This window comes from Nostoc sp. NMS7 (assembly GCF_017115085.1).
Taxonomy (GTDB): Bacteria; Cyanobacteriota; Cyanobacteriia; order Cyanobacteriales; family Nostocaceae; genus Nostoc.
In genome coordinates, this window is record NZ_JABXKJ010000192.1 from 1 (window position 1) to 15,718 (window position 15,718).

17 protein-coding genes are annotated in these 15,718 nt (G+C 39.2%); 6 read left to right on the forward strand and 11 right to left on the reverse strand.

Going from position 1 to position 15,718, the window contains the following annotated elements; all coding sequences use genetic code 11:
- The coding region (locus HWQ38_RS21440; protein WP_292797510.1) for a YbaK/EbsC family protein at nucleotides 1-244 on the reverse strand (244 nt) is incomplete at its 3' end.
- A 399-nt stretch (nucleotides 245-643) separates the two neighbouring features.
- Between HWQ38_RS21440 and HWQ38_RS21445 the strand changes: the two genes are divergently transcribed.
- Nucleotides 644-1,264 carry a glutathione S-transferase family protein gene (locus HWQ38_RS21445; RefSeq protein ID WP_292797514.1) on the forward strand — a complete coding sequence of 207 codons (621 nt, stop codon included), beginning with the start codon at nucleotides 644-646 and terminating at the stop codon, nucleotides 1,262-1,264.
- Between the two features lie 204 nt (nucleotides 1,265-1,468).
- Here HWQ38_RS21445 and HWQ38_RS21450 read toward each other — a convergent pair whose 3' ends face one another.
- A complete protein-coding gene (locus HWQ38_RS21450) occupies nucleotides 1,469-2,221 on the reverse strand; it encodes a DNA-binding response regulator (RefSeq protein ID WP_292797516.1) in 753 nt (250 codons plus the stop codon).
- Between the two features lie 273 nt (nucleotides 2,222-2,494).
- On the opposite strand from HWQ38_RS21450, the gene HWQ38_RS21455 reads away from it, so the two are divergent.
- Nucleotides 2,495-2,905, forward strand: coding sequence for a hypothetical protein (locus tag HWQ38_RS21455; protein ID WP_292797519.1), 411 nt, complete (start codon nucleotides 2,495-2,497; stop codon nucleotides 2,903-2,905).
- A 122-nt stretch (nucleotides 2,906-3,027) separates the two neighbouring features.
- Here HWQ38_RS21455 and HWQ38_RS21460 read toward each other — a convergent pair whose 3' ends face one another.
- The 9 genes from HWQ38_RS21460 to HWQ38_RS21500 form a co-directional block, all read right to left on the reverse strand.
- The gene (locus HWQ38_RS21460) at nucleotides 3,028-3,384 is read right to left on the reverse strand and encodes a hypothetical protein (protein WP_041566583.1); all 357 of its coding nucleotides are present in this window, start codon (nucleotides 3,382-3,384) and stop codon (nucleotides 3,028-3,030) included.
- Nucleotides 3,365-3,715 (reverse strand): DUF5674 family protein, encoded by a 351-nt coding sequence (locus HWQ38_RS21465; RefSeq protein ID WP_292797523.1) that lies wholly within the window; start codon nucleotides 3,713-3,715, stop codon nucleotides 3,365-3,367. The genes HWQ38_RS21460 and HWQ38_RS21465 overlap by 20 nt, the downstream gene beginning before the upstream one ends.
- Before the next feature lie 93 nt (nucleotides 3,716-3,808).
- Complete coding sequence (locus HWQ38_RS21470; RefSeq protein WP_292797526.1) at nucleotides 3,809-4,063, reverse strand: hypothetical protein; 255 nt, start codon at nucleotides 4,061-4,063, stop codon at nucleotides 3,809-3,811.
- A 15-nt stretch (nucleotides 4,064-4,078) separates the two neighbouring features.
- Nucleotides 4,079-5,911 carry a hypothetical protein gene (locus HWQ38_RS21475; protein WP_292797529.1) on the reverse strand — a complete coding sequence of 611 codons (1,833 nt, stop codon included), beginning with the start codon at nucleotides 5,909-5,911 and terminating at the stop codon, nucleotides 4,079-4,081.
- Nucleotides 5,912-6,023: 112 nt separating this feature from the next.
- A complete protein-coding gene (locus HWQ38_RS21480; RefSeq protein WP_292797532.1) occupies nucleotides 6,024-6,962 on the reverse strand; it encodes a hypothetical protein in 939 nt (312 codons plus the stop codon).
- A gap of 150 nt (nucleotides 6,963-7,112) precedes the next feature.
- Nucleotides 7,113-7,262 carry a hypothetical protein gene (locus tag HWQ38_RS21485; RefSeq protein WP_292797534.1) on the reverse strand — a complete coding sequence of 50 codons (150 nt, stop codon included), beginning with the start codon at nucleotides 7,260-7,262 and terminating at the stop codon, nucleotides 7,113-7,115.
- On the reverse strand, nucleotides 7,252-7,479 hold the full coding sequence (locus HWQ38_RS21490; protein ID WP_292797536.1) for a helix-turn-helix transcriptional regulator: 228 nt from the start codon (nucleotides 7,477-7,479) through the stop codon (nucleotides 7,252-7,254). Before HWQ38_RS21490 ends, HWQ38_RS21485 begins: the two co-directional genes overlap by 11 nt.
- Nucleotides 7,480-8,110: 631 nt before the next feature.
- Nucleotides 8,111-8,575 (reverse strand): hypothetical protein, encoded by a 465-nt coding sequence (locus HWQ38_RS21495; protein WP_292797538.1) that lies wholly within the window; start codon nucleotides 8,573-8,575, stop codon nucleotides 8,111-8,113.
- Nucleotides 8,576-8,707: 132 nt separating this feature from the next.
- Nucleotides 8,708-9,304 carry a hypothetical protein gene (locus tag HWQ38_RS21500; RefSeq protein WP_292797541.1) on the reverse strand — a complete coding sequence of 199 codons (597 nt, stop codon included), beginning with the start codon at nucleotides 9,302-9,304 and terminating at the stop codon, nucleotides 8,708-8,710.
- 204 nt (nucleotides 9,305-9,508) lie between these two features.
- On the opposite strand from HWQ38_RS21500, the gene HWQ38_RS21505 reads away from it, so the two are divergent.
- From HWQ38_RS21505 to HWQ38_RS21520, 4 genes are all read left to right on the forward strand, one after another.
- Nucleotides 9,509-10,000: a TIR domain-containing protein gene (locus HWQ38_RS21505; RefSeq protein ID WP_292797543.1), complete on the forward strand. Its 492-nt coding sequence runs from the start codon at nucleotides 9,509-9,511 to the stop codon at nucleotides 9,998-10,000.
- A gap of 133 nt (nucleotides 10,001-10,133) precedes the next feature.
- Nucleotides 10,134-13,127 carry an SEFIR domain-containing protein gene (locus HWQ38_RS21510; RefSeq protein ID WP_292797545.1) on the forward strand — a complete coding sequence of 998 codons (2,994 nt, stop codon included), beginning with the start codon at nucleotides 10,134-10,136 and terminating at the stop codon, nucleotides 13,125-13,127.
- Nucleotides 13,111-14,796, forward strand: coding sequence for a hypothetical protein (locus HWQ38_RS21515; protein ID WP_292797547.1), 1,686 nt, complete (start codon nucleotides 13,111-13,113; stop codon nucleotides 14,794-14,796). The genes HWQ38_RS21510 and HWQ38_RS21515 overlap by 17 nt, the downstream gene beginning before the upstream one ends.
- A 519-nt stretch (nucleotides 14,797-15,315) precedes the next feature.
- Nucleotides 15,316-15,648 carry a helix-turn-helix transcriptional regulator gene (locus tag HWQ38_RS21520; RefSeq protein ID WP_292797549.1) on the forward strand — a complete coding sequence of 111 codons (333 nt, stop codon included), beginning with the start codon at nucleotides 15,316-15,318 and terminating at the stop codon, nucleotides 15,646-15,648.
- Nucleotides 15,649-15,718: the final 70 nt, after the last annotated feature.

The window sequence follows — 15,718 nt, forward strand, 5'->3', positions numbered from 1 at the left end:
CCTTCCGGTTTCCTGAAATTCGTGCCAAGGCTTTTAAGTCCAACTGAGCATTTCCCGGCACAACAGCAAAACAAATACCTGTTGTGTCACCTCTGACTACTAAAGTTTTAAAAACTTGCTCTGGAGGAAGTCCCACTTTCTGGGCTGTACTAAGAGCAGCCAAATCATCAGGATCTACTTCATAGCTCAGGATTTGGTAGGGAATACCTAGTTTATCAAGTAGTCGAGCAGCATTAGTTTTCATTGCTCTTACTCTCAATCTTCAATTACCAGTCCACTAACGCGACTAAAGACCTAGAACGGCAAAACTAACTGGAGAGGTGAGACTAAAGGCTTAATTACGTATGCGTCTTAGAAAATATCAAACGAGTTTACTATGCTTCCAACCGACCTCTAGCAAGTTTTACCGCTCTAGCTAAAGACTGCATCTACTGACATTCGGCAAGTAGATAATTGCAAGACTTTAGGTGTTGCAATTCAATGGTTTACCATCCGTAAGACATTAAGATAAAACGGTTTTGGTGAGAGTCCATGAGATTGCTTCCTACCCTGCGGGAACGCTAAGAGCGAACGTCGCAATGATGGGGTACTATTTTTGAATGCAGTTTAGTATTAGACCCACTTTTTGTATGAAAATAAATCTATGAATAGAACATTATACTATCATCAGCAATCAAACTTTTCTCGGAAAATCCGAATATTGTTAGTAGAGAAAAATTTAGATTGTGAACTCAAAGAAATTAATTTAGCCAATAAACCCCCTGAATTCCTTGAAATTTCTCCTATTGGTCAAGTCCCTGTGTTTGTAGATGAAGATGGCACAGTAATTTGGGACTCTACATTGATTGCGGAGTATCTAGACGAAACTTATCCACAGCCTAGCTTTTACCCAAGCGCTCCTCACATCCGGCTTGAGTGCCGTAAATGGGAACAACTAGCAGATACTTTAGGCGACAATATTATAGGTTTATGGGTATTAGATTTTATGGGTGATCTAGCTCCTGCTTATTATCGAAAAAAATATGAAACATTAATTAATCGCCTTTTACCAATCTTTGATGAACAACTGCGTTCGGCTAAATATTTGTTAGAGGGTGAAACATGGACAGCAGCAGATGTGGCAGCTTTATGTTCCCTCGGTTACTACAGCTTTCGCTTAAATGAAGACTGGCTTCTTCAGTATCCTTATTTGAGAGACTGGTTTAATAGATTACACGAGCGTGAATCAGTCAAGTCAACTATTCCAAAAAAGACCCCTATTTAGGGCTTGCTGAAAAAGTAATAAGAAAGCAAGATTAGGATTGGTTAGTTATTCAAGCAAGCCCTACTTAGGAGCGTTGCAAAAATAACTTGAATAATTTTGATGGGAAAGTTAAGCTCACAAGTCGTTCCAGATTAAATTTGTACAACTTATTTTTACATGATGCCTATTAATAATGACGCACCAGAATGATCAAATTAATTGCGTCTACCAAAAATTCTTTTCAATAGGCTCTGAACCAATCAGAAAATCAAAATTACCTTCACCCCTACTTCTCTTCAATGTTTCCATGATTTTTTTCGGGTTATCGTGGGGGCCATTCACATAAAATGGTTTCCCGTCACGACCACATTCAATACGTATACTCCCATCCCATTCTCCGATGTGCGAACACGATTTAGAAAAGTCTTTGTGTGGTTGAAACCCTAAGCTATCTCCGTATTCGCAAGCACTAAATATCATCCCTTGGGCAACTTCAAGGGGAACAAGGTGCGGTTTTCCGGGAAATGGCTCAAATAGTAATTCTGTAAATTCTTTAAATTTTATCCTGTCTACTGTACGTGGTGGTATGGTATCTTTAACGCCCAAGCACCATATATCTAAAAGGTAACTACAGACCGTGATTTGATTGTATCGAGCAACTCTTGCAATCACTACCAATCCTAAACCGCGATCGATATCGTCATTGTTTTTTACAGGTAGGATTTTTGTCAGCAGATTTTTGATGCTGTTTTCTGGTGGGATTTTCGGTAACAATTGGATAAGACTCTCGCTTGCTAAACACTGGTATACAGGGTCTAGTTCTCCTTTTGTCAATCTATCTAATGTGGTTTGCTGTGCTTTATTTTGAATCGCTGCATTGACGAATGACACTTTAATACCCAATTTTCGGGCTATTTGTTTGGGTGTTAAATTCAATGCCCGTAAATTTATAATTTCTTCTTGTTGTGTTTCTGTCATAAATTACTACTTTCTACAAACAAGTAAGAGCGGAAATATTAAACCAAAGATTGCTTTTATTTGCTATTCTACAGCTGCTTGAAGTCAAAACTGGATCACGTACACTATTTTTGCAACATGACTTCAAATGTGCTAGTAAATTTAACTGGAGCGTTACAAGTAGCGATCGCACCTGACTGGTTTTATCTTTGGCTTCGTTAATCAACAATTTATCACTGATGGTAAATTTCTTAAAGTGCTGTCTGCTCGTCCCACCTCATCAATATCCAGACTATGAACATCGAGCAATTTCAGGAACTGAGGCAAAAACTGACCTCAGAACCAGACTTGTCCAATATCTGGTTGTTTTACATGGATCATTTTGCGGATCATGCAGAATTTACTGATCTGGGAGAGCCTGCTTATAATGAATACCTCGATGGTGTCATCCAAAAAACTTGTGAGCAAATGTTTGGTAAGATAGTAAAGATTACTGACTTTCTCCTGATCTACATTGCAGAGTATGGTTTATTTCATGGCCCTTTTCAAGTTGAACGGCGTATCGGGGGCATGATTTATTTCGAGGATCTTAAAATTGGGTTGATTGCAGTGTCAGCAGATTATCCTCCGACTGATGCGGTTAAGTATTCACGTTTTTCTGAGGTGCTTCAATTACCAACACCTAATCGCAACAACCTTAATTGAGAGGTGGGCAACGCAAAAAAACTTTCAACAAGTGCCATATCCAAAATGAATTATTTTTCCAGAAACTATAAGGGATTGCTCATATTTTTTACAAAATCTAGAATACCGCAATGATTAAAGTTTTAGATAGATTCGGACAACAACCCTGACATATCTAATACTTGTTCTGACCAAGCACTAGCTTGCTCGGACATATTTCTGCGTTCGCTACCATCAGACCAAATACTATCAAAAGTTAATCTCCATCGTGCCAGTTGAACTTGAATATTAACCAGTTCTTCAGCATATTCAGGTTCAATTTCTGCTGCCGTCCATTCGATAAAACACATAGTTTCATCTGCAACACTTTTGACTGCTTCAGGGTAAGCAGTGTCACAAAATGTTCTCAGCCTAGCTAAATTAGAAGCTATATGCCCTAAGCGATGTGATGTATTTTCGCCTTGAAACCGTGCTTGTTTTTCATCTAAATTCTGGTTCATATCCACCAATTAACTCCTGAGTTATTTTTTTAACACGTTCTCGAATCGCTGGGTCTTGAATTACCATTGAGCGATTATTTTGGCTTGGACGTATGTTAATAATCGATTCATAGGCGATTGATTGGTTAAAGGGAGTCCAATCCGCACCCCAGATATCTGGTTGTCTACTACCATCTTCAAGCAATGCTGCTTCAGATTCAGCGTGTTTCTCTCCTCCTCCAGCTAAAATCCCTTTTTCAATGTCTACTGCCACTTTAATGTAAACTCGCAAAGTTTGCAGCATTAACTCCACTTGTTCAAGAGTTGCTCTTTCCTTAATAATCAGTACCAAAATCTCACCCCTACCTGTATAAATGCACAAGTCAAAATTCTACTTTGTAGAATCCCTTGAATCCCAAAATTAATCACTTGCAGCATTGTTGCATTATGGTATGATTTTCAATTCCAGAAGACTCAATACTTTCTCTTCCAGCCCAGTCAAATAAGCACGCTTGGGCTGACCCAGCATCTCCAAAAACTTCTGCACCGACTCCTCAAACGCACCCGAATACACCCGATTTACGCGTAGGTATAGCCCGCCGCAGGCATTGCAAATTACCTGCATCTGCTGACACTCCTGGGGCAGGTAGTTGAATGATTTCAGGTGCTTCACCCCAATGGTGTACTCACCATCCCACATACAGAAAGCATTATATCAATCCAATCCCAAATTTCTCATCGCTTTCCACAAATTAGGTCGTCGCTTATGCTGAACCTTCCATTGGGACAACAAACTATCATAATTCTGCGGTGCTAACTCCTTCAAGGCAGACATCAATTGTGCATTTTTCGTATAATCCGAGCTTTGAGACGAGTCCGGTCTGGGTACAAAGTTGTGTAAATTTGTTTGCCAATAAGCCATCACTCTTTCCCACAAATCAGGGGGTGCATATTCTTGGAGATACGTTCTCCTAGAAATATCATCCCGTGTTGATAGTTGGTTTGGTAGAATCACAACCTCATAAAACTTCGGGTAGGGGGATTTTCCCTGATACTTTATCTCGGTCAAATCTTTTGTTAACAAATGTATTACACTATATTCCCCACCCAGTTGTCCCTGTTCTCCAGGTAAATTCTCCAACCACTCGATAATTTGTTGCCTAAACCAAGTATTTCCTTTTTCCTTAGTTGTAATACTATCGAGCAACCAATGCAACCACCAAGTATCTACGGCTTTTTGATTTGTATAAAAATATGAATATCTGTATGGTGTACCACGTTTAATTATTGATTCACGCCAAGATGTAAACAAAGCTTTTTTCGTATCTTTATTAACTGGTATCTCAGCAAAAGCTTTGAACATACTAGACCAGTCGTAACAACATTCAAAAGTAATATGCTGAATTGACAAAGCATTCACTCGTTCGATTTCTCCCAATTCTCGAACAGCTTGCTGATAATAGCGAAGTAAAGTTTTTTCCTTTTCCCAATTCCCAGGAGCGTAAGAAAATCCATCCACAGCAACAAATAGCAGCGAGTTTTCCGGTATCCACGGATTCAAGTCAGGTTTGTTTTTTAATAACGCATCCAAAGTCTCTTGAATCACTGTAAGACTTTCTCTATATTCCTGTTTAGCCAACAAATCCTTAATTACAGGTAAACCATTTTGCCATTCCTGGGAAATAGTCGCCCGGAGATTGTTCAAATATATCTCTGGGGTTGCAAATTGCTGCATCAATTCCATGTAAACTATATGCCAAGAAGAGTGAGTATTTTCTAGGTCATGCTTCCACTCTTGAACTTCTCGATTGGCCGTCATTCCGTCAAAAATTAATTTTTTTTCAACATCAAGTAAATTGGAAAAAAAATCGGTCACAGCATCATCATCTAAACTGGTGTGGTAAAATTCCTCATCCCATTCCCTAATTTTTTGAGCTAATTTGAACCCATTTTGTCCTTGTGACTGCACCAATAACCATTCCCATTCCAATAAGCAATACGTTGTCGCTCCTTCCAAATGAATACCATTAGCAATTTCCATCCAGTCGGGTATACCATTAGAGATTTCACTTTCTGCTGACAACAAACTGGCTGCAAAACCATCGTCATTACTAAAGCCATTCTCAAAAGCCGTTTTTACCAATGGCTTCATCTTTTGTGCAACTGCTTCTAAATCTTCAACCAAAGTACAGTCATCAAAATAAGGTTCTTCCCAGCTTGCTTCTTGGACTATATATTTCCCTTCTGACTGGGATGCTGACAAAATAATCTGATTCCATTCTCCCCATAATTGGGACCAAGTTTGAGCTAATTTTGCCAAAGAAGTTGGTTGTGCTTTACTTGTTTTTACCTGTTCTACTGTTTGAGGTGGAGCAATGATTTGAGTTAAAGTCTCCTGTGTATTCCCTTGCAGTTGAGCAAACACAGTTACTCGCTGTTCGTCGGATAAAACCGCAAATAATTCATCCAGTAGCTGGGAAATTTCCCCTTCTATAAGTGCTTCAAAGATGCGCGAACCAACAGAGGTTTCTTGTTTAATCTTACTCAAAGAATTGCTCTGGCTCTTTTTTGGCATCTTGGTAAATCCCCTTAGCATTACATAAATAGCCTATTTCAACCGGAAGTAACGAGGAGGACAGTCAAACATTATTTAACAAACGTTAATTTGCAATTTCAGCTTCCAGCAAACTCAACAATTTCTCTTCTAAAGCCGTCAAATAAGCCCGATTCAGCTTCCCCAACGACTCCAAAAACCTCTGCACCGACTCCTCCAGCCCACTCGAATACACCCGATTGATGCGATCGGATATCTCCCGCATCTGCTCACACTCGGCAGGTAGGTAATTGTAAGATTTAAGGTGCTGCAAACCAACGGTGTACTCCCCATTCCAGGTTTTGACAGTGCAACTGAACTCATTTACTTGGCTGACAATCCCCCAGCAGCCACCCTTGCCCCTAAGTTCTGGGTTGTCTTTTGCAAGGATTTGGCACACTTCCCCCAACTGGTAGGTATTGGGTACTCTGGTTCGCTCCATTATGCGCTGCACCGCATCTTTAACGATTCTACCAGTCGGCACTTTCCCACCAGCAAGTTCTACTGCCCTTAGCCACACTTCCTGCTGTTCCTGGGGTTCAAGCTTTGTCATGGGTCGGACTTGGCGCTCACTCGTGGGTAGAATTTGTGATCCATTGGTTGTCAAATTCTCATTTGCCACATTTTGACAACCAATGGTTGTCAAATTTTCGTAAACACCAGCTGCTGCAATCAAATAATTTGATTGTTGCCGACTATGCCCAAAGCGATCGCGGCAATAATCTTCAAATGTTTTATGCGTGGATCGATACAGTCGTCTATCCCTCAATTCCGTTAACGCCTTGCCCGCCTCAAAAAACGCTCTTTCCACACGGCGCTCTAGATGCAAGCGATCGCGCTGTTCTTCCTCTGTCAACTCTGGAACTTCAACAGCAGTAACCGTAATTGTTGCTGAACCTGGGTCTTCTTGCTGGGAAATATCCTCGTTTGCAGAGCTAGCTGCTGAAGTTGAATCGGTAGATGCGGGAGAAGTGGCTTTTTTGCGTCTAGAAGGTGGACTATTCATATTTCCACGTCCTCTAGTTCAACAATATTTTTTCAGGGTCAATTGCAACGTATATTTTGGGCGTGGTTGGAAAATGCGGTTCCTTCTCTAAGAAAACAGAGGGGAGAGCAAAAAGATTGATGGTCTGAGGGTCAATCATCTCTGCTCTAATCACGGTTGCACCCCAAAATCAATGCCTAAAACTACTCCTTGAGAATCAATAGCGAAATAAATGCTTGGCGTTGCAGGTAACTGTGATCGCTTTTGAAGAGATACTGAAGGTAAAGCAAGAAGATCGATAGTGGCAGGATTAATCGCCATTTTTCAACTCCTGGGCTGGTATCCATTTCAGTAAAATATCTGGTTGTATGTTGTATCGACTACAAATCGCATCCATAACATCTCTGCCAAGATACTGAGCAGAATTGTTATACAGGCTATAGGCAGTAGTCCGGCTAATACCAGTTTCTTGCCAAAACTGATAAACACTTATCCCTCTGCTGTCAACAAATTCCTTAATCCGATTTCTCATGGGCATACTTTAGATCACCAGTACTATTATATTCCAAATCAGCTTGTATTCCAAACTAATTATTAATATAAAGATATAATAGAAGCACTACTGACTGGGAATCTGAAACGCTTTTGTATTCTACAGGTGGAGTCTCATGTTCAATGTCTAGCTTTGCATACTAAGAGACTTTGCATACTAGGAGATAATGTAAAAAATTTGTTTATGCACCAAGCTTCTTGGCTCAAAAGCAGTCATGAAGACAGGATAGCCCTATTATATTGGCTACTTCGGGCGGTGTCTTCACTCCAAAATTCGTAGTGATAGTATGCCTGTGGATAATCTTTGCCATTTTTACTGGGCGATCGCAGTTTATCTTTTGAGGTATTTTATTAGTTTTTATGGCTCTCCTAGACTAGCTATGTAAAATTAATACTTAATACCAGCTTGAATCATTACATAGCGAGGAATTCAGACAAAAAAAGTATATTTTTACTAAATCTTCAATTTTGTATTGCTAGAATCCTCCTATAGCAATCGTTATAGTCTGTTTTTATTATTAATTTATCATACCTACTCTGGGAGAGCCGTTTTTATTTTCGTATACAAATTAGGAAAAGGTAGTAGGAAAATATTTTTTAACTTATATACTACTCTGCTAGAGAATTAGGTATCTTGCGATAATTACTGTGAGTAGCAATGTTAGATAAAACGGGTAGATAGAAAAGGATAAACTAGATGCAAGTAATAAATTAACAACATTCATGCCTTTAGGTGGCTTTAGAACAAATACTTTATCGATTGTAATTTCACCCGAAGAATGCAATTCTTTAATAAAATTATTGTATATCTCACGAAAGCTTCGTTCTTGACCAAGATAGTAAGAGTCCAGTAAAAAGAAAAGTACTATTGGTATAAGCGATATCCAAGCATAATTAGGCTTGTTCTTATCTGCAATCACGACAAGGATTGCTGACACTAAAGAAATACACCAAGTTTTGCAGTTAGCGCTGTTAGTTGCCATCCGAGCAACTACCCCCTGCAAAATATTCAGATAACTTTGCACAGCATCAGACTCAAACGTTACCTTGGGTGGTTGTGACTGCGGACTAGAGTTACTCACTTACTTTTTAACGACTGCTATATTGTTGAAAGTATTGACTAACTTTATTGTAACTGTGACTGTCTATTCAGTTACAAGCATTATGACTGATATTGTCAAAAGTCCACAGTCATGACCAGGAAAACAGCATAGCTAGCTGATCGCATTCACTACTTTTTGGAGCGTTTTCTCATCCACAATCCAAAAATCACGGTAATGCCCAGTAAGCTTTAATCTTTTTTTCTCATCTGCTACTACGTAGCGTTTTATAGCTGGGATCAGGGTCATTCCTGCGAACTCAGAAGTTATCTCACTTTCGGGAAAAGTCAATGCTATGCCAGAAAGTTGGGAGTGTCCTGTTTGTGAACGAGCTTGGTTCTCTGCAATAAAGCAAGACATCTCATCCTGACAATAGGGCGAAGCAAACCAAGCCTTAGTTGCCACGAAAATCATACTGTGCGCTACTGACACTGCATATTTGTAGTATTTATTCCAGCCTTCATTAAGAGAAGCAAGACCGCCAGCTGTAGGGCGTATTTTTTTCATAACGTATTCAGTACCCGGAACATGATCTAAGGCAAATGTATCCAAATAGACATTAATAGGCTGTGTGTATCCTTTGCGCTGAACAATTTCGCGTTGCAACCACTGGGCAAACATCGCTCCTCCATCACTAGACCCAAAGCTTAGGATAACTTCGGATTTAGCATATTTACTTATTATTTCTGGAGTCTTATATTCTTCGTGCATAAGGTTTATTTACAGAGATTACATTTGGTAGGATAATTTAGCTCTATTTCTATAGGTATTTTAATAATTGTAAAGCCTTTAGCAATGCAAAAAATATTGATTTAGAGTATCAAATATAGACATTTATTTTTATGTATGCTAGGACTGTAAAAATTGAAGAGAAAGTGTATTAAATTTTAATTAATTTGCTTAAGGGGAAGTTCTGTGGCACGTCGTGCATTCTTCAGCTTTCATTACCAACGGGATATTTGGCGTGTTAACCAAGTTCGTAACAGCTGGGTTGTTCAACCTGGAATACAACAAGCAGTGTGGTACGATGCATCACTATGGGAAGAAGCAAAAACTAAAGGCAACACAGCCCTTAAAAATTTGATTGATGATGGGCTGAAGAACACCTCTGTCACGGTTGTATTAATAGGAACTGAGACTTATAAGAGAGAATGGGTTAAGTATGAAATTGAACAAAGCTTTGTTCGCGAAAAGGGACTTATTGGTATTTATATTCATGGGCTTAAAAATGTGTTAGGTCAAACTGATATTAAAGGTGAAAATCCCTTCAGTACTATCTCTCTAGAAACCAATAATCAAAAAACTTATTTTTCTAATTTATACCCAACTTACGACTGGATTTTAAATGAGGGCTACAAAAATATTGCCTCATGGATAGAGGAAGCAGCCAAAAGAGCGGGAAGATAATAAAATAGAATTTTTATTTAGTAGCAAAAAGGTAAAGCCATAGTTAATTAGCTATAAAAGTCAATAGGATAGTGTTTTATTCTTACTTAAAAAGTTTCAATTACGATCGGTTTCTGTTTAAGCTAATAAAGTCATGAATCTTGATTCTGCTTTCCTAAAAGTATTCATTAGCTATAGCCACGACTCACCAGAACATAAAGACCAGGTTTTACAGTTAGCTAACCAGCTGCGGGAAAATGGGATTGATTGCAATATAGACCAGTATGAAGAATCCCCGCCTCAAGGATGGCCTCGTTGGGCAAACGATGAAATTGAAGCGGCTAATTTTGTTCTGATAATCTGTACCGAGCAATATAATCGACGCTTCAGAGGTCAAGAGGAAATTGGCAGAGGTAAAGGTGTTACCTGGGAAGGGGCAATTGTTACTCAACACCTCTATGAGGCTCAGGGTAAAAATACCAAATATATTCCCATCGTCTTTTTTTCTCACGACTTAAATTATATTCCTACGGTTTTGGCTGGTGTTAGCATTTACAACCTTGAAATTGTAGAGAACTACGAGCAATTACTTCATCGCCTCACAAACCAACCTTGGATTCACAAACCTCCTCTTGGTACTCTTGGAGCATTGCCACGACGCGATCGCCAACAGTTTTTTCTCAGCGCAACCCAACACACCAATTTACGAGAAGAACTGCTTGCGGCTTCTAAGGGATTACTCAACTGGACAAGGACACTGGGTAAAAACGAACAACAAATTGAACGTCCAGAATTAGAGAAATTACTAAATCGAATTGATACAGACAATTCCTCAACCACAATAGTTCTTGGCGTGCCTGGTATCGGGAAATCAGCACTATTATCAGTTTTAGGGCATTGCATAGTGGATAAAGATTACGCTCTACTCGCAATTAAAGCGGACTATCTGGGTAATAAAGTGAACAGTCTTGAGGATTTGAGGCATGACGATCAACTTCACTTTAGTACAGATTTACTATATGCTATTAAGTCGGTTGCTAACAAAGAACGAGTAATATTGCTTGTAGACCAGTTGGATGCTGTTTCGGAATTACTAGATAGGCAGCCAGGGCGATTAAACGTTTTACTAAATCTCATCCAATCGCTTGCTGGAACTAAGAATATCCATATTGTAGCCACTTGCCGTGAATTTGAATTTCGCCACGGCAGCCAGTTTTCTCGGCTTGAAGGTTTTGAGCAACTATATTTGAGTTTACCAACATGGGAAAAAATTTCTCCTGTGTTCCAAAATGAGGGACATCTACCTGATTTGATAGGCGAACCCTTACGTGAACTACTGCAAAACCCTCAAAACTTAAAGATATTCCTTCAAGTTGCCCAACCGGGCGAAGTCTTTGATTCTTCCCAAAAATTACTGGATAGATTGTGGGAAACTAAAATTCTCAATCAACCAAATGCACAAAAGTACATTGCCTTTTTAGAAAAAATCGCGCAACGTATGAAAGATGAAGAGGTGCTGTGGTTGCCAACTTCGGTCGCTGATGATTGTCCAGAAATATGCCAAGAACTTCAGCAGGCAAACATTTTGATGCTCAACCGAGATAATTCGACCTTTGGTTTTTGCCATCAAACTTATTACGACCATACCCTAGCCCGTGCTTTTGCCCGTGGTTCTCAGAGTTTGGCTGACTTGGTGCTGGAACGTCAAGATGGTTTATTTGTCAGACCTATTCTTTTAAGAAGCCTTAATTATCTACGAGGTACTGCTCCTAAAGAGTATCAACAGCAACTACGAATTTTGTTGAAAAATGCGGAAGTAAATAATTATCCATTCAAAAATAAAATAGCCAAGTTAGCCCTCAATAACTTAAGCCATTTATCTGGCAAAGTTCGACTTTGGGCTTTGGGTGTTTTGCGATCGCTTCAACTAATTTACGTGCGAACCCATATTTACAGCCTGTTAATTGAGTTTGTTGGTTCGCAACCAAACCCCGAACCAATTGAAGCTGAACTTTTAATTCCCTTGCTTAATTTAGATACAGAAGCACCAAAAGTTTTAGACGCGATGATTGGTAGTCCAGGTTGGTTCAGGATTTTACGCGATCGCTCTGAATTTAGACAGTGGTTAGAAAAACCACTAACCAAAGCGTCTTATTGTCTTCGTATTTTTATTGCTGCAACTAACTTTGCAACCGATAATGTATGGGATCTCATTGAAGAGTATTGGTTGCACGATACCGCATACGACGCATTAAGTATGGAGATTATACTCAACATTCAACAGTGGAATCCAGAAAGAGTATGGCAAACTCAGCAAATTATTCGACGTTGGAATTTGGATATGTATAGCGTATCCACAATTGCGGAAAAAGTCGCTGAAACTTTACCTCAACTAGCACCAAGAATTATACGCGCCCATTTAGATTATAGACTAGAACAAGCTATAGCAGAAAGCAACAAACCAATACCAGAGTTAGCAGCAGATGCTGACGATGCACAAAGGTACATTCATGTTTCTAAATACAATCCCATAAATTACTTTAAGAATTTACTTGAAGGTGGAAGTGATTTTGACGATATTGACACACTTGCAAAATCGAATCCAAAATATTTTTTAGATGCTATTTGGTCTTGGTTTACTGATGTAACGAATAGAATTATAGACCGAGAAAATTTGAGAATAAATAGATATAGCGAAGACTACATTAACAGCTTAGATTTTGATACAAGTGAAATTATACAAGCGGTATTATTAGCTATTTTAGAATTAGCAAATCAGGACAGGCAATCTTTTTTAATTTTTGTTAAGCAGAATGAACTATCAGAATTACTCCTTGTTCACCGTCTATTAGCGCGTGGGCTAGCACAGATAGCGATTCAAGAACCGCAGGCAGTTTTGGATTACTTACTTGGAGATTCCAGACGCTTGAATTTAGGAAATATGAGAAATTCTTCTAAAGAAACAAAAGAATTAGTATTAGCAGTTTGTCCACATCTTCAACCTCAAAAAATAGCTCGTATTGAACAAGCAATTCGTGTATATAATCATTACCCAATTGAATCCGAACGACCTGCTGATTTACGCTTCCGTTTTTTGCAATATAATCGCCAACATCGACTAAAACTCTTACTTGCTTGCTTTTCCTGAAGAATATTTGAGTGTGGAAGCAAAGCGATGGCGGGATGAAGAAAGACGTGCTTTTCCTTTAGTTGTTAATGAAAAAGACGACGATTACCCTACAATTGCACAACTAATGGGTTCACCTATGAATATGGGGGAAATGACTCGTGCATCTGACCAACAGTTATTAAACTTATTTGATGAATTGGCAGATATTACAGAAGAAGATTATTGGAAGCGTCAAAGAGATTTATCTCGTGCTGGAGGTGCATCGTCGCAAGCTTATGAGTTTGGCAAGCTAGTTAAAGACGATCCAGAACGTTTTCTCCGCATTCTTCCACAACTTCAGCCGCAGCGTCATGAAAGTTATATAGGTAATGCAATTAGAGAGCTTGGAGAAAGCGATTTTCCAGCAAATAATTTGATTGAGTTAGTAGTAAATCTCGAACAACGTGGATTTGTTTCGGAAGATTTTCGTTCTGATACTGCATCTGCTTTAGATAAAATTGCTGAACGTAACCAAGGGCTTCCACAATCAGTTCTCTGTCTGTTAGAAAATTGGCTGTCTGCACACTCACAGCCAGATTTAGCCTATGATCGAAGCGAGGAGCAACGTTCGCACCAACTAAACTCTCCAATTATTTTTGGTTTTGGTGGCTCACACTTTTTACCGAGTGGTAGAGGTTCTATTGTACGAGCGATTGCTGCTGGCTACCTTGAGCAAAATCCCCCTGATTTACAAAACTGGGCAAGGGTAATTAAATCTAGGTTAGAGATAGAGCCACACCCAGCAGTTTGGGTGGATATTTTGACAGATATGGCACCATTATTAAATGGCGAGCGCACTCAAGCAACCCAACTTTTTGATGCAGTGATTCGCAACTGTCCCGAAGTGTTGCGGTATCGATGGGCGCTTTACTTTCTTTCTCGCACAGTAGGATGGTTTGAGCCAAAAGAAACGGTTCAAGGTTGGTTGGAGATGCTTTGGGCAGATGGCTCAAATTTTTGCCGTCAAGCCTATGGAGAATTGCTATTTATCCATTATTTTCAATATCAAGATGAGTGGTCAGTAGCAAAAATCGACCATCATCTTGCTAATCAGAACGACGAGGCAGTTTTGTGTGGATTAGCTCACGTAGCCAGCCATCTGTGGATTCAAAGAAGATGCAGAACGAAAGCAGCAGAAATTCTCTACAATCTTGCCCCCTCTAATATTGAGGCAATTCAAAGCATAGTAGCAAGCGTCTTTTTGCAAAGCCGTGAGCATTTCGAGCTAGATTCTGGAATGCGCTTACTAATTCAAGCAGTATGTAAAAACAAACAATTACTCTTAAAAGCCGCCTCAGATATTATTGACATTATCGAAACCAATAATTTCGTTAATACTGAGCCTCAACTGGTGTCTGAAATTTGCCAAAGTTTACTAAGTAAGTTGGATAAGGAACCGTACAATACTACAAGACCTTTGGTTTTCGCAGCAGAAAGTCTTACAACACTTGCTATCCAACTACATCGACATCGACAGGATAAATACCGAAAAGTTGGTCTCAAAATATTTGAGCAGCTACTTAATTTAAATTTGACAGAAACCCGTTCAGCGCTTGAGATGCTTGACAGGAAACCAAATCGGTTAAGCTTTTATCAAGCACCAAGGAGAAGACGGCATAGACGGCAAATTCCTCCTGGTAACAATTAATTGACTCTCATTCTTTGAAAATGGGAGAAAGAGTTAAAGATTGAGGGTAGTTTTGTATTTGTGCAAGAAGTCTATCTTACAAAGAAAATTCTCGTTCATGTACTAGGGACTTATCTCTAGTACTTGGTTTTTACTAGGGCTGTACTAGGGGATATCTGCAATTGCTCTGCATTTTTACTAGGGCTATTGTTCATTTACCCTAATCCAATTTTCTCACAGATGCGATCACTTTCTGGGGTTGCTGCTTCATGATCTAGTGACAGCCAGCGTCAACGTAGTTTTGTACAAGTATTAACTGCACTGTTGATTACTGTTTCTAAAACCTATGTCATTTTTTAAAACACCTTGAGAGTAAGAACTTTCAAGGGAGTTCTAAAAGACAACACGAATTTAGAGCGATCGCTTTCACGATTTAGGCTCTACGCTAATACTGCTTAGGTTTTACATACTTCATAGAAGAAGTATACCACTACTTCCACGCTTTGTGTAAATATAGGAGTATCAGTGAGAGAAATCGTAATGCAAGGAATACCTTTAGATTTGGTATCCCGGATTGACTGGGATCAGGAATATGGTGAGTTTTTATTTCAGCAAAGAGAAGAGAAGAAACTTTCTAGAGAAGAAGTAGCACAAGCAATCACAGCACTTGGAGAACCTTGTTCTCAGCAGTTAATTCATAAAATAGAAAAATGGAAGGGTAAAGGTGATCGCTCGGTTTCTTTGTCTCTTATCTTGAAATATTGTCAAATTTTAGGGATCGAGCTTAGGCAATTTTATCCTGTTGTAGCACAAACCCTTAGTTACCCATTGTTACAAAAAATCTCGTCCGTAACCGTTGATCGATTTCCATAAAATATGTAAAATAATAAGAGATAAAACAAAGGACAACCGCTTCAGCCTGGAAAACTTGTGCGATCGCCCT

What these genes read in the sequence shown, in the direction of transcription:
- HWQ38_RS21480 (WP_292797532.1), bottom strand. Translation starts at nt 6,962, where the DNA reads ATGAATAGTCCACCTTCTAGACGCAAAAAAGCCACTTCTCCCGCATCT.
- HWQ38_RS21445 (WP_292797514.1), top strand. Translation starts at nt 644, where the DNA reads ATGAATAGAACATTATACTATCATCAGCAATCAAACTTTTCTCGGAAA.
- HWQ38_RS21490 (WP_292797536.1), bottom strand. Translation starts at nt 7,479, where the DNA reads ATGCCCATGAGAAATCGGATTAAGGAATTTGTTGACAGCAGAGGGATA.
- HWQ38_RS21460 (WP_041566583.1), bottom strand. Translation starts at nt 3,384, where the DNA reads ATGAACCAGAATTTAGATGAAAAACAAGCACGGTTTCAAGGCGAAAAT.
- HWQ38_RS21450 (WP_292797516.1), bottom strand. Translation starts at nt 2,221, where the DNA reads ATGACAGAAACACAACAAGAAGAAATTATAAATTTACGGGCATTGAAT.
- HWQ38_RS21500 (WP_292797541.1), bottom strand. Translation starts at nt 9,304, where the DNA reads ATGCACGAAGAATATAAGACTCCAGAAATAATAAGTAAATATGCTAAA.
- HWQ38_RS21470 (WP_292797526.1), bottom strand. Translation starts at nt 4,063, where the DNA reads ATGTGGGATGGTGAGTACACCATTGGGGTGAAGCACCTGAAATCATTC.
- HWQ38_RS21485 (WP_292797534.1), bottom strand. Translation starts at nt 7,262, where the DNA reads ATGGCGATTAATCCTGCCACTATCGATCTTCTTGCTTTACCTTCAGTA.
- HWQ38_RS21520 (WP_292797549.1), top strand. Translation starts at nt 15,316, where the DNA reads ATGCAAGGAATACCTTTAGATTTGGTATCCCGGATTGACTGGGATCAG.
- HWQ38_RS21510 (WP_292797545.1), top strand. Translation starts at nt 10,134, where the DNA reads ATGAATCTTGATTCTGCTTTCCTAAAAGTATTCATTAGCTATAGCCAC.
- HWQ38_RS21455 (WP_292797519.1), top strand. Translation starts at nt 2,495, where the DNA reads ATGAACATCGAGCAATTTCAGGAACTGAGGCAAAAACTGACCTCAGAA.